Annotated in this window: 14 protein-coding genes; 4 read left to right on the forward strand and 10 right to left on the reverse strand. The window is 68.4% G+C overall.

The features are described 5' to 3' along the window. Positions 1-69: 69 nt before the first annotated feature. Complete coding sequence (gene cydB / locus E3O39_RS18105) at positions 70-1,074, reverse strand: cytochrome d ubiquinol oxidase subunit II (protein WP_134446073.1); 1,005 nt, start codon at positions 1,072-1,074, stop codon at positions 70-72. A gap of 9 nt (positions 1,075-1,083) precedes the next feature. After that, positions 1,084-2,496 carry a cytochrome ubiquinol oxidase subunit I gene (locus E3O39_RS18110; protein ID WP_134446074.1) on the reverse strand — a complete coding sequence of 471 codons (1,413 nt, stop codon included), beginning with the start codon at positions 2,494-2,496 and terminating at the stop codon, positions 1,084-1,086. A gap of 97 nt (positions 2,497-2,593) precedes the next feature. Here E3O39_RS18110 and E3O39_RS18115 point away from each other — a divergent pair, with 97 nt between their 5' ends. Both E3O39_RS18115 and E3O39_RS18120 read left to right on the forward strand, forming a co-directional pair. Continuing rightward, positions 2,594-2,980, forward strand: coding sequence for a BlaI/MecI/CopY family transcriptional regulator (locus E3O39_RS18115; protein WP_134446075.1), 387 nt, complete (start codon positions 2,594-2,596; stop codon positions 2,978-2,980). Positions 2,981-2,990: 10 nt separating this feature from the next. Beyond that, a complete protein-coding gene (locus tag E3O39_RS18120; protein WP_241985132.1) occupies positions 2,991-3,950 on the forward strand; it encodes a M56 family metallopeptidase in 960 nt (319 codons plus the stop codon). A gap of 83 nt (positions 3,951-4,033) precedes the next feature. Here E3O39_RS18120 and E3O39_RS18125 read toward each other — a convergent pair whose 3' ends face one another. The 5 genes from E3O39_RS18125 to E3O39_RS18145 form a co-directional block, all read right to left on the reverse strand. Further along, entirely contained in the window at positions 4,034-4,960 is a 927-nt protein-coding gene (locus tag E3O39_RS18125; RefSeq protein ID WP_134446076.1) for an ABC transporter substrate-binding protein, read from the reverse strand. A 2-nt stretch (positions 4,961-4,962) separates the two neighbouring features. Next, positions 4,963-5,700, reverse strand: a complete 738-nt coding sequence (locus E3O39_RS18130; protein WP_134446077.1) for an ABC transporter permease — start codon at positions 5,698-5,700, stop codon at positions 4,963-4,965. Continuing rightward, entirely contained in the window at positions 5,697-6,395 is a 699-nt protein-coding gene (locus tag E3O39_RS18135; protein WP_134446078.1) for an ABC transporter permease, read from the reverse strand. The genes E3O39_RS18130 and E3O39_RS18135 overlap by 4 nt, the downstream gene beginning before the upstream one ends. Continuing rightward, entirely contained in the window at positions 6,392-7,282 is an 891-nt protein-coding gene (locus E3O39_RS18140; protein WP_134446079.1) for an ABC transporter ATP-binding protein, read from the reverse strand. The genes E3O39_RS18135 and E3O39_RS18140 overlap by 4 nt, the downstream gene beginning before the upstream one ends. Before the next feature lie 86 nt (positions 7,283-7,368). Beyond that, positions 7,369-8,070, reverse strand: a complete 702-nt coding sequence (locus tag E3O39_RS18145) for a TetR/AcrR family transcriptional regulator (protein ID WP_241975252.1) — start codon at positions 8,068-8,070, stop codon at positions 7,369-7,371. 167 nt (positions 8,071-8,237) lie between these two features. On the opposite strand from E3O39_RS18145, the gene E3O39_RS18150 reads away from it, so the two are divergent. Further along, positions 8,238-9,284, forward strand: a complete 1,047-nt coding sequence (locus E3O39_RS18150; RefSeq protein ID WP_166787235.1) for an App1 family protein — start codon at positions 8,238-8,240, stop codon at positions 9,282-9,284. A 55-nt stretch (positions 9,285-9,339) separates the two neighbouring features. On the opposite strand, the gene E3O39_RS18155 is transcribed toward E3O39_RS18150, so the two are convergent. From E3O39_RS18155 to hisD, 3 genes are all read right to left on the reverse strand, one after another. Then, entirely contained in the window at positions 9,340-10,368 is a 1,029-nt protein-coding gene (locus E3O39_RS18155) for a quinone-dependent dihydroorotate dehydrogenase (RefSeq protein ID WP_134446081.1), read from the reverse strand. A 3-nt stretch (positions 10,369-10,371) separates the two neighbouring features. Further along, a complete protein-coding gene (gene nrdR / locus E3O39_RS18160; protein ID WP_134446082.1) occupies positions 10,372-10,863 on the reverse strand; it encodes a transcriptional regulator NrdR in 492 nt (163 codons plus the stop codon). Positions 10,864-11,033: 170 nt separating this feature from the next. Next, positions 11,034-12,338 (reverse strand): histidinol dehydrogenase, encoded by a 1,305-nt coding sequence (gene hisD, locus E3O39_RS18165; RefSeq protein ID WP_134446083.1) that lies wholly within the window; start codon positions 12,336-12,338, stop codon positions 11,034-11,036. A gap of 73 nt (positions 12,339-12,411) precedes the next feature. On the opposite strand from hisD, the gene E3O39_RS18170 reads away from it, so the two are divergent. Further along, a complete protein-coding gene (locus E3O39_RS18170; RefSeq protein WP_134446084.1) occupies positions 12,412-12,966 on the forward strand; it encodes a flavin reductase family protein in 555 nt (184 codons plus the stop codon). Positions 12,967-12,988: the final 22 nt, after the last annotated feature.

The following is a 12,988-nucleotide window of genomic DNA, read 5'->3' on the forward strand; positions in this document are numbered from 1 at the left end:
GTTCGCCGGTAACTATTCGGTGGCGGCGGTCGCGGCAACTACAGCTGGCGCAGCGGGAGCGCCCGCAGGTCAGAGCGCGGCGAGCTCGATGCTACTGCGGCTGACGCGCTTGCGCAGGACCCAGTATGTCCAGCCCTGGTAGAGGAAGATCACCGGGGCGGCGATCACCGCGGTCCACGTCATCACCTGGAGCGTGTACGGCGTCGACGACGCGTTGTCGATGGTCAGGCTGTTCGCGGCATCGTTGCTCGCCGGCATCACGTCCGGGAACAGCGAGGCGAACAGGGTGAGCACGGCCAGGCCGATCGTCGCCGCCATCAGCGTGAATGCCCAGCCCTCTTTGCCGCGGAGGTTGAGCAGGAACGACCCGATCAGCGCGACGGCCGCGGCAGCGGCGAACAGCGCGGTGAAAAGGCTGCCGAACGCGAGCACGGTCCAGAGCAGGAACGACGCTGCGACGACGATCGTCACGAGCCCTGCCTTGGTGGCGAGCTTGCGGGCACGAAGGCGGATGTCCCCTTCGGTCTTGAGGGAGACGAAGACGACGCCGTGGGTGAAGAACAGGAGCAGCGTCGTCACCCCGCCGAGGAGGGCGTACGGGTTGAGCAGGTCGAAGAAGGTGCCGGTGTAGTTGTGCCCGGCATCGAGCTGGACGCCCTGGACGACGTTGGCGAATGCGACGCCCCAGAGCAGGGCAGGGAGGGCGCTGCCGACGACGATCATGCCGTCGAACCACTTCTTCCATTCGGATTCCGGCCGCTGGTGCCGGTACTCGAAGGAGACCCCGCGCGCGATCAGCGCGAGGAGGATCACGAGCAGGGCGAGGTAGAAGCCGCTGAACATCGTCGCGTACCACTCGGGGTAGGCGGCGAACAACGAGGCGCCCGCGACGATGACCCAGGTCTCGTTGAGGTCCCAGACCGGTCCGATCGAGTTGATCAGCACCCGGCGGTCGGTGTCGTCCTTGCCGAGGAAGGGCAGGGACATGCCGACGCCGAAGTCGAAGCCGTCGAGGACGAAGTAGCCGATGAACATCACGGCGATGATCCAGAACCAGAGAATGTTGAGTTCCATCAGTTGCTCCTAGTAGACCGTGACGCGCTGGGGGGTGATGCCGGTCTCAGCGTCCGGCACCGGGGCATCCTCTGGGCCCTTCCGCACGGCACGGAGGATGAGCCGGAACTCGACGACCGCGAGGGCGCCGTAGATCAGCGTGAAGGCGATGAGGGAGATCAGGATGGTCAGGCCGGTCACGTTGGGCGAGACGCCGTCCTGGGTTTTCAGGAGCCCGAACACGAGCCAGGGCTGACGACCCATCTCGGTGAAGACCCAGCCGACGCTCATGGCGGCGAGGGAGAACGGGAAGGACCAGATGGCGACCTTCCAGACCCAGGTGGCCCGGGGGCTGCGGCCCTTGCGGGTGAGCCAGAGGCCGACCACGGCGACCAGGATGTGCGCGATGCCGAGTCCGATCATCCAGCGGAAGGCCCAGTAGGTGACCCAGATCATCGGGGTGTAGTCGCCGGGCCCGTACAGCGTCGTGTACTGGTCCTGCAGGTTGTTGATGCCTTCGACGGTGCCGTCGAGGGTGTGCGTGGAGAGGAACGAGAGCAGGTAGGGGATGCGGACGGAGAACAGTTCGCTCACGCCGTCGGGGGTACCGAGGGTGAAGAGCGAGAAGGACGCGTTGGCGCCCGTCGCCGTGTGGTACATCGCCTCGGCCGCGGCCATCTTCATCGGCTGGGCCTTGACCATCGCGAGGCTCAGGGAGTCGCCGAAGACGGTCGTCAGGGCACCGGAGATGACCATCATCCACAGGCCGAACTTGAGCGCCGGACGCATCGTGTCGACGTGCTGCTTGCGGTAGAGGTGGAACGCGGCGACCGAGATGATCAGGCCGGCGGACACCATGAAGCACGCGAAGATCGTGTGCGGGAACGAGGCGAGCGAGATCGGGTTGGTCAGCAGCGTGCCGATGTCGGTCAGCTCGGCCCTGCCACGTTCCTCATTGATCCGGAAGGCGATCGGGTTCTGCATGAAGGCGTTCGCCGCGAGGATGAAGTACGCGGACGCGATCGATCCGACCACGGTCAGCCAGATCGTCGCGAGGTGCAGTCCCTTGGGCAGCTTGTCCCAGCCGAAGATCCACAGACCGATGAAGGTGGCCTCGAGGAAGAACGCGGTGATGCCCTCGAAGGCGAGCGGTGCGCCGAAGACGTCGCCGACGAAGCGGGAGTATGTCGACCAGTTCATGCCGAACTGGAACTCCTGCACGATGCCGGTGACAACGCCCATAGCGAAGTTGATCAGGAAGAGCTTGCCGAAGAAGTGCGTGAGCTGGAGCCACTTGGTCTTGTCGGTGCGCACCCATGCGGTCTGGAAAATCGCGACGGTCAGGGCGAGGCCGATCGTGAGCGGGACGAACAGGAAGTGGTACACGGTTGTCAGTCCGAACTGCCATCTCGATAGCAGCAGCGGGTCAAGCCACTCGTTCATGCGCCCTCCCGGCGATCGTCATTTCTACGGTACGTAGAAAATATACACTTCTACACCCCGTAGAAGAAGGCGGAACGGCATACTAAACTCCCTGACTATGGGAAGTCTCGGTGTGCTGGAGAGATTGCTGATGGATGTCCTCTGGGATTCCGGGGAATCGTTACCGGCGAATGAATTGCGTGACCGCCTGCTCACGCCGGCCGCGAGTGCAGCGAACCGCAAGCCGCTCGCAACCACGACCGTGCTCACGGTGCTGTCGCGTCTCGAAACCAAGGGCTTCGTCGTTCGAGACCGGGGCATCCGCCCGCATCGCTACCGTGCCATGACGACCCGCGCCGAACACACTGCAGGGCTGATGCACGAGGTGCTCGGCTCCGCCCCCGACCGGCAGGATGCCCTCGCCCGGTTCATCGGCAATGTCAGTCCCCAGGAGGCGGAGACTCTCCGCCGCCTCCTCGAAACGATCCCGTTGCACCGCGAGTGAACCGGTCGTCGTGCTGACGACGGCGCTCGCCCTCGGCGTGCTCGCGGTCCTGCTGGCCTGGCCGGTTCCGGTGCTGCTCGCGCGGTCCGCCTGGCCGGCAGGCTCCCCCGGCGTCGCCCTCGTGCTCTGGCAGTCGATCGCCCTCGCGGGCGGGCTCGCGATGATCGGGGCGCTCCTCGTCTACGGGCTGATCCCGTTCGGCGCGAACCCGGTCGCCGGCATCCGCTCGCTCGCCGACCACCTCGCGACCGGCTCGGTCCCGGCAGGCACCTCCCTCGACCACGTTCTCGCCCTCTGCGGGGCGCTCCTGCTCGGCGGTCACCTCGTACTCAACCTCGCCGTGACCTTCGTGCACGCGGAGCGCCAGCAGCGCAGGCACCTCAACCTGGTCCGGCTGCTCAGCGAGCCCCTCGAGGGACGACCGGGCACCCGCGTCATCGACCACGCCTCCCCGGTCGCATACTGCCTGCCGAGCGTGACGCACTCGGCGACGGTGCTCTCGCGCGGGTTGCTCAGCCTGCTCGACCCGCCGCAGGTACGCGCCGTCGTCGCCCACGAGGAGGCCCACCTCGCCCAGCGGCACCACCTCGTGCTCGTCGCGTTCAAGTCCTGGCACAGTGCCCTGCCCTGGTTCCCGATCGCGAACCGGGCCGAGAACGCCGTCGCCCTTCTCGTCGAGATGCTCGCGGACGACCAGGCCAGGCTCGCCGTCGACGACCACACCCTCGCGACGGCGATCGCGCTCGTCGGCTCTGCGGGGCTCGGCCGGACGCCTGAGGCCCGGTTCTCCACCGGGGCGGCGGATGCCGCGGCGTTCGTTTCCCGCGACCGTCCCGTCGATCTCGTCACGCCCCGGGTCCGCCGGCTGCTGACCCCGCCGCCCCGCCTCACCGCGGCGGCCTCCGTCGCCGTTCTCGGCTCTGCCGCTGCCCTCCTCGTCCTGCCGGCCGTGCTCCTCGCCCAGGCCTGAGCGGACACAGACAGGACCGCCCGGCTGCGAGGCAACCGGGCGGTCCTGGAGGTCGCGGGTGACCGCGGTGAGAGAGCGACGAACTAGAAGAGCTTCGCCTGCGCGAGCCACGCGGAGGCGATCTTGTCCGCCGACTCCTTGTCGTTGACGCTCTGGGCGTTGAGGCTCACGAGGTCCGCAGCGGTCATCGCCGCGCTGATCTTGTTGAGGACGCCGGCAGCCTTCTCGTCGACCTTGCTGGAGACGATGGGCACGACGTTGTCCGGGAAGAACAGGCCGTCGGGGTCGGAGAGGGCGACGAGGTTGTTCGACTTGATGTTCGGGTCTGCCGTGTAGATGTTGGCGAGCTGGATCTTGTTGTCGACCAGCGCCTTGACGGTGAGCGGTCCGCCGTTGTCCTCAACGGGCACGAATCCGGCGATCGTGATGCCGTACTTGTCCTTGAGCGCCGTCGGCCCGTATGGCCGCGTCTCCAGTTCGGAGTTGCCGCCGACCGTGATGGGCTCGGTGACGTTCTTCAGGGAGGCGAGATCGGTGAGCTTGTAGGTGTCGACGAAGGCCTGGGTCGCTGTCCACGAGTTCTGGTCGCTCGCGTCGGACTTGTCGAGGGCGGTCAGGCCGCTCGGGAGGGCCTTGACGAGCTGGTCGTGAACGGCATCGCTCGTTCCGCCGGCCGCGGCCTTGTCGAGCGCCTGCAGCAGGCTTCCGGTGTACTCGGGGAAGACGTCGATCGACCCGGACTTCAGCTCGGGCAGGTAGACCTCGCGCTGTCCGATCCGGAACTGGCGGTCGACGGTGAATCCGTTCGACTCGAGCGCCTGGGCGTAGATCTCGGCGATGATCTCGTTCGAGTAGTAGTCCTGGGATCCGACGACGAGTGTCGTCGGTGCGCTCGACGCGTTACTTCCGGTGCCCAGTGGATTACTGGACGCACACCCTGCAAGGGCTACGACGGCCCCAACCGCGACCGCGGCGACTGCCGCGAGCCGGCCTTTTTTCGCTGTGAACATTGTCAGATTCCTTTCGTGATGGCGGGTTCCATCCCCGGGCGACGTCGGGTCGACGCCTTCCGGTCGACTGGGGGGCGTCCGACTGCGACGCCGCGGGGTACGACGAGTTTCTGGAGACCGGCGAACAGGCCCTCGAGAACGAGGGCGAGCAGGATCACCAGGATCGACCCGCCGAGCATCTGGGCGTAATCGTTGGTTTTGAGCCCCGCGAAGAGGAACCGGCCGAGCCCGAAGTCGGCGACGTATGCGGCAAGGGTGGCCGTTGCGACGACCTGCAGGGTCGCCGACCGCAGCCCGCCGATGAGCAAGGGCAGTCCGAGGGGTATCTCAACGTGGCGCACGATCTGAAGCTCCGTCATGCCGACGGCCCTCGCCGCGTCGATCGTCGCGCGGTTGACCGCCTCGAACCCGGTGTATGCGCCGGCGAGAATGGGCGGGATCGCGAGCACGGTCAGGGCAACGTATGGGGCGCCGAGCCCGATGCCGATCCAGAGGGCGACGAGGGTGAGCAGGCCGAGGGTGGGGATGGCGCGCAACCCGCCGGAGGTCGCGACGGCGATCCCCCGTCCGCGCCCGGTGTGCCCGATCAGGAATCCGACCGGGATGGCGATGACAGAGGCGAGCACGAGGGTCACCACCGTGAAGAGGAGCTGCTCGCCGAGCCGGGCCGGGATCCCGGTCGGCCCGGGATAGTGCGCCGGGTCGAGGAGCCAGGCGACCGCATCCGTGAAGTAATTCATGCGACACTCCGAACGACGGGCATGGGTCCGAGCACCGCAGCGGGTGCCGGGCGGATGCGCCGGGTCCGGCGGGTCCACGGCATCAGCACCCGGCCGAGCAGCACGACAGCCCCGTCAAGCACGAGGGCGAGCAGGACGGTCGCCACGATGCCGGTGATGATCTCGACCTGGATGCCGCGCTGGAAACCGTCGGTGAACAGGCTGCCGAGGCTCTTTGCTCCGATCACGGCGCCGACGGTCGCGAGGCTCACGGTGCTGACGGCGACGACGCGCACCCCGGCGAGGAGCACGGGGCCGGCGAGCGGGAGTTCGACGAGCCAGAACCTGCTCCACGCCGAGAAACCGACCGCGGTGGCCGACTGCCGCACGTCGGGGTCGACGGACGCGAGTCCGTCGGCGACGACACGCACCATGAGCGCGAGCCCGTAGAGGGTGAGTGCGGCGATCAGGTTCGCCGGCGAGCGGAGGCTCGTTCCGATGATCACCGGCAGGATGAACAGGAGCGGCAGGGACGGAATGGCGTAGAACAGGCCGGCGATCGACAGGATCGCCCCGCGGGTCGGCCGGTACCTGTTGGCCAGCCAGCCGAGCGGAAGCGCGAACACGAAACTCAGCAGGATCGGCGGCAGGCTCAGCACGATGTGGTCGAGGGTGCGGAGCCAGACCAGGTCGAGGTTCGACCAGAGCCACGTCACCGGGGCGGGCCTTCCGTCGGTACGATGTGCGGGACGTCTGACCGGGCCCCGCCGGACGGGCCAGCGCCGGAGCGCTGGCCGACGAGAACGCCAGCGGGTCGCCCGTCCGAGTCGACGAGCACGTCCGAGCCGTCCTGGCTCTCGACGTGCAGGGCGCGCTTTCCCCGGTCGGCACCGACGAAGCTCGCGACGAAGTCGTCGGCCGGGTTGGCGAGGATCTCGGCCGGGGTGCCGAGCTGGGCGATCCGGCCGCCCTCCCGCAGGATGGCGATCTGGTCGCCGAGCAGGAACGCCTCGTCGATGTCGTGCGTCACGAACACGACGGTCTTGCCGAGCTCGTGCTGCAGCCGGATGAGCTCCTGCTGCAGCTCCGCGCGCACGATCGGGTCGACGGCGCCGAAGGGCTCGTCCATCAGGAGGATATTGGGATCGACGGCGAGGCCGCGGGCAACGCCGACGCGCTGTTGCTGGCCGCCGGACAGCTGGCTCGGGTACCGGTCGGCGATGGCGCGGTCGAGCCCGACGGTGTCCAGCAGGCGCAGCGCATCCGCCCGCGCCGTCCTGCGCGGCACACCACGCAGAAGGGGCACGGTCGCGACGTTGTCGACGACGGTGCGGTGCGGGAGCAGTCCCGAATTCTGCATCACGTAGCCGATGCTGCGCCGCAGCTTCACGGGTTCGAGGGACGCGACGGAGACGCCGTCGATCTCGATCGTGCCGGACGTCGGATCGACCATGCGGTTGATCATCCGCAGCAGGGTGGTCTTCCCGGAGCCGGAGGATCCGACGAGCACGGTCGTGCGGTGCGAGGGAACCGTGAGGCTGAAGTCGTCGACCGCAAGGGTGCCGTCCGGGAATTCTTTCGTCACCGATCGGAACTCAATCATGGAAGTGGCCCATTCCTCGCTTGATGTCGAATCAACACGTGCCAGCGATCTCCCACCCAATCAGGAAAGCCGCCGGATGCCAAGCTCTACTCAGCAGATTCCAAGACTGGGACTGCTGCACCGTCCTGCTCGAGTTCCTCGCCGTAGTAGCCCGCCAGGTATACCGCGATGACCCGTCTCGCCTCCGCGATGTATCGCTCGTCGCCCAGGACGTTGGACTGGAACCCTCTCGACAGGACCGCTGCGGCCATCTCGACCATGACCTCAAGCCGGAACAGCAGATCCGGCCCGTACGGGAGGCCGAACCGCTCGGAGAGAGCGATTGCGAGCTGGCCGGCCAGGAAGCCGACCTCGATCCCGTCGGCCGGGCTCGCCGAGCTGATCGGAAGCCGTTCCCTGTCGGCGAAGTGCATGATGCGGAAGCCCGGTTCGGTCCGGTACATCTCGACGAAGGCCGTGATGGCGCAGTCGATGGTCTCCCAGGCGGTCTTCGGGTCTGCAAGCTTGATTTCCCTGGCGACGCGGAGTCGATATCGCTGAATGGCCCGCTCACGCAGGGCATGCAGTACTGCGACCCGGTCCGGGTAGTAGCGGTACACGGTTCCGATCGATGCCCCCGCGCGTTCAGCCACCATCGCGGTCGTGATCCGGTCGAAGCCGACCTCGTCGACGACGACGGCAGCGGCATCGAGCAGGCCGGACAGGCGTGCCGTGCTGCGCTGCTGGATGGGTTCGATCCGGACCTGTGCGCCGGCCTCAACGATGTCCCCCTCGAAAAGGTCACTCACTGACACTTGTCCTCCTTGAAGTAGGACCCAATCCTACGGGTCTTGTCCCCCCGGCGATGCCAAACGGGTCGCGGCACGACTGGATCCTCCCGAAAGGGGCGGCACATGACAAACTAGGAGGCGTGCCGAAGCCTTCCAGAACAACGAATGCGGGCCGACCTGCGAAAATGATGCATCGCGCAGCCCGGATCGAAGACTGGATGCACGAACGTCGCGAGCGTAGCGCCCGCAAACGCGGTTATCTGCCCACGGTCATCCCGTACGCGGGATACGGAAGCACCGAATGGGTGCGGATTCTCTGCCGGGTTCTGCTGGCCAAGCCGGCTCGGACCAAGAAGGCCGTCACGCGCAGACGCTGGCGAGCCGAACGGCGCGAGGCCGGCATCCGCGGTTGGCGCAGTTTCACCGCGGTTCCCGTGCACGACGTCACCGTCACGATCGAGATCAACGGCTTCAGCCACCGCGTGAGCGCCGACCGCGGCGGCGTCGTCGACACGGTCATCCGGCTGCCGCTCACGCCGGGCTGGCAGGTCGCCCGACTCAGCACGGATGCCTCGGCACCCGTCGATGCGCCGCTCTTCATCGTCGCTCCGCTCGTCGATCGTGGCATCATCTCCGACGTCGACGACACGGTGATGGTCACGACCCTCCCCCGGCCGTTGCTCGCCGCCTGGAACACGTTCGTGCTCGACGAACACGCGAGGGTGCCCACCCCCGGCATGGCCGTACTCCTGGACCGTCTCACCGCGGCGGCGCCGGGGTCCCCGGTGATCTACCTGTCGACGGGCGCCTGGAATGTCGCGCCGACCCTGACCCGGTTCCTCTCCCGTAACCTCTACCCCGCCGGCGCGTTGCTGCTCACCGACTGGGGCCCCACCCACGACCGGTGGTTCCGCAGCGGCACCGACCACAAGCGCGCCAACCTGCGTCGCCTGGCCCTGGAGTTTCCCGGGATCCGCTGGATCCTGGTCGGGGACGATGGCCAGCACGACGAGGACATCTACAGCGAGTTCCAGCGCGAGTTCCCCGGCAGCGTCGAGGCCGTCGCCATTCGCGAGCTCTCCCCGAGCGAGGCGGTTCTCGCCGGACGACGGGCAAAGGATGCCGCCCTCGAGTCCACGGACCCCCGCTGGGTCTACGGGCCGGACGGTGCGAGCCTCGCCAGGCAACTCGTAGCGCTCGGAGTCCTCGCGCCGGGCGCACCGCTCATCTGAGCGATCGGCGGATGCCCGCGCACCTCGCACCGGCCGCTGACGTCAGGCGGGGAGGTTACGCGCGGAGCCGGTCGAGGCCGCGGTTGACCTGGCGCGCCCAGAGCGGGCCACGGTACAGGAACGCCGTGTAGCCCTGGACGAGGGTCGCCCCGGCATCGAGCCGCTCGGCGACGTCGGCGGCGGTGTCGATTCCTCCGACGGAAATCACGCAGAGGCCGGCGGGAACGCTCGCGCGGATCAGGCGCAGTACCGCGAGCGAGCGGGCCCGGAGTGGGGCCCCCGACAGGCCGCCGGCTCCGATGGCCTCGATCCTGGCGGCATCCGTCGAGAGACCCTCGCGTGAAATGGTCGTGTTGGTCGCGATGATGCCGTCGAGGCCGAGCCGCACGACGAGTTCGGCGATGCGGGTGACTTCCTCGTCGCGAAGGTCAGGGGCGATCTTGACGAGCAGGGGGGTGCTCCCGGACGCCGCCCGGACGGCGGTGAGAAGCGGGGCCAGCTGGTCGAGTTCCTGCAGGCCGCGGAGGCCTGGGGTGTTCGGCGAGCTCACGTTGACGACGAGGTAGTCGGCGAGGGGCGCGAGGGCCCTGGCGCTCACGAGATAGTCGCTCGTGGCGTCGTCCACCGCGGTCGCGCGGCTCTTGCCGATGTTGATGCCGAGCACCGGCCGTCCTGCGATCGAACGCACCCAGGCGAGGCGCATTGCTGCCGCTGCAGCGCCCTGGTTGTTGAAGCCCATCCTGTTGATCACGGCGCGGTCGGCGACCAGACGGAACAGCCGCGGTTTCGGGTTTCCCGGCTGCGGCAGCGCCGTGATCGTGCCGACCTCGACGTGACCGAAGCCGAGGCGGCCCAGGCCGATCACGGCGAGGCCGTCCTTGTCGAAGCCTGCGGCGACGCCGAACGGGGAATCGAAGCGCAAGCCGAGGGTGTGCACGGCCTGGTCGGTTCTCGGCCGGGTGAACGCATGGACAAGCCGCCCGATGCCCCGGCTCGGAATGAGACGGATCACCGTGAAGGCGAGGTGGTGTGCGCGCTCGGGGTCGAGCCGCGCGAGCACGTGCCGGAAGAAGAAGGGGTACACCGGCTACAGTTCGGGCTCGTCGTCGAGGGCCCCGTTGCGGAGACTCTCCTCGTGTTCGCTGCGGAGCTGGTCGATGGCGCTCTCGAAGTCTTCGAGGGAGTCGAACGCGCGGTACACACTCGCGAAGCGGAGGTAGGCGACCTCGTCGAGTTCACGCAGCGGCGGCAGGATCGCGAGGCCGACGTCGTTCGCGGCGACCTGGGAGGCACCCGTCTGGCGGATGGTCTCCTCGACGCGCTGGGCGAGGAGGGCGAGGTCGGAGTCCGTCACCGGCCGCCCCTGGCAGGCCTTGCGGACACCGGTGACGATCTTGTCCCTGCTGAACGGTTCGACGACGCCGCTGCGCTTGACGATGTTGAGGCTCGCGGTCTCCGTCGTGCTGAACCGGCGACCGCATTCGGGGCACTGGCGACGGCGACGGATGGAAAGTCCGTCGTCGCTCGTGCGCGAGTCGATGACTCGGGAGTCCGGGTGGCGGCAGAACGGGCAGAACATTGTGCTGCCAGCCTAGCGCCCCTTTCCGGGGGATTCGCCGTCGCCCGGGCGCGTCGCGCCACACCCTCGCCCCGACGCCCTGACCGATTCGACGGGCGCTCGGTCTGAAACACCCCGGAACGGCACTCCCCCGTGGCTTCCGGACACAATCTCCGTCGAATCGGTTCGGGTCAGGCGAAGCGGGCGGTCACGGCCGCGCCGTGCGCGGGGAGATCCTCGGCGTCCGACAGCGCCGCGATATTGGCGGCGACACCGCGGAGTGCGTCCCTGCTGTACTCGACGACCTGCTGCGGGCGGAGGAACGTGTACGCCCCGAGGCCGGACGAGAACCGGGCCTGGCCGCCGGTCGGCAACACGTGGTTGGAGCCCGCTGAGTAGTCGCCGAGGCTCACCGGTGAGTTCGGGCCGAGGAAGATGGCCCCGGCGTTCTCGATGAGCGCGAGTTCGACGTGCGGGTCCCTGGTCTGGATCTCGAGGTGCTCCGGCCCGAAGGCGTTGCTGAATGCGGCGGCGGCGGCGAGGTCGTCGACGAGCACGATCGCGGACTGGGTTCCGGAGAGCGAGGCGGTCACCCGCTCACCGTGAGGGGTTGTCACCGCGAGCACGGCGAGTCGCGCGGTGACGGCATCCGCGAGCTCGACCGAATCGGTGACGAGCACGGCGGCCGCGAGTTCGTCGTGCTCGGCCTGGCTGACCAGGTCGGCCGCGACGAGGAGCGGGTCTGCGTCGGAGTCTGCGATCACGAGGATGTCGGTGGGGCCGGCTTCCGCGTCGATGCCGGTGACGCCGCGGACGAGCCGCTTGGCGGCGGCGACGTAGACGTTGCCGGGGCCGGTGACGAGCTGGACGGGGTCGAGGCCGAGGCTCGGCACCCCGTATGCGAACGCGCCGACAGCGCCGGCGCCGCCCATGGCGTAGATCTCGGTGACGCCGAGTAGCCCGGCGACGGCGAGGATGGTCGGGTGCACGCGTCCGCCGAACGCCTGCTGCGGCGGTGAGGCGAGCGCGATCGAGCTGACCCCGGCGACCTGCGCGGGCACGACGTTCATCACGACGCTCGAGGGGTAGACGGCCTTGCCGCCCGGCACGTAGAGGCCCACGCGACGGATCGGCTGCCACCGCTGGGTGATCACGGCTCCCTCGGCGATGGTCGTGGTCACGTGCGGCGGCACCTGGGCCTCGCTCGCGAGCCTGACCCGCCGGATGGTCTCCTCGATGGCGATGCGCACCTCGGGCGAGAGCCCGGCCAGGGCATCGGCGATGTCGCCGGCCGGGACCCGGAGCGCGTCAGGGCGCACCCGGTCGAGCCGTTCGGCCTGGTCGTAGAGCGCCGCCTCGCCGCGCGCGCGGACGTCGGAGATGAGCTCGGCGGCCACGGCGCTCGCGGCGGTCACATCGGTGACGGCGCGCGGAATGGTGGCGAGCAGTTCGGCCGGCGTCGGCCGGGTGCCTCGTAGGTCAAGTCTCTGGATCATGTCTGACCAGCCTAGCCACCAACATCCATCACACGGGAATAGGGTGGCCTTCACAGACCTTGGGGCAAGTGACATGAACGAACTGAACGACATCCGCGAAACACCGACCGTTCCCCGGCTCGAGGGAGATCCGAACGCCCCTCTCGACCTCGCCGCGTTCAAGCAGGCGTTCCGGCGCCACGCCGCCGGTGTCGCGTGCGTGACGGCGCGCCAGACCGACGGAACCCCCGTCGGCTTCACGGCGACCTCACTTGCCTCGCTGTCGTCCGTGCCGCCGCTCGCGACCTTCAACATGGCCAGGACGGCAAGCTCCTGGCCGGCGATCGCCGAGACGGAGCGCGTCGTCATCCACACCCTCGGCGCACGCAATCGCGCCCTCGCCGAGCGGATGAGCGGGCCGAACGCCCTGCGCTTCGCCGGTGACCACTGGCATGAGGGTCCGCACGGCCTGCCGGTGCTGAACGACGTGACGAGCTGGATGGTCGGCCACATCATCGAGCGGGTCTCTGTGCACAACGGCGCCGTGATCGTCGTCCAGATCGAGGAGGGCGGCCTCGGCGACGAAGACGAGGCGTTGCTCTACCACGAGCGGATGTACCGGGTGCCCGGGCCGGAAGCGGCGCTCTGAGCCGAGGCGAACGACCCGTTGG

The sequence above is a fragment of the Cryobacterium sp. MDB2-A-1 genome (assembly GCF_004402675.1).
Classification (GTDB): Bacteria; Actinomycetota; Actinomycetes; order Actinomycetales; family Microbacteriaceae; genus Cryobacterium; species Cryobacterium glucosi.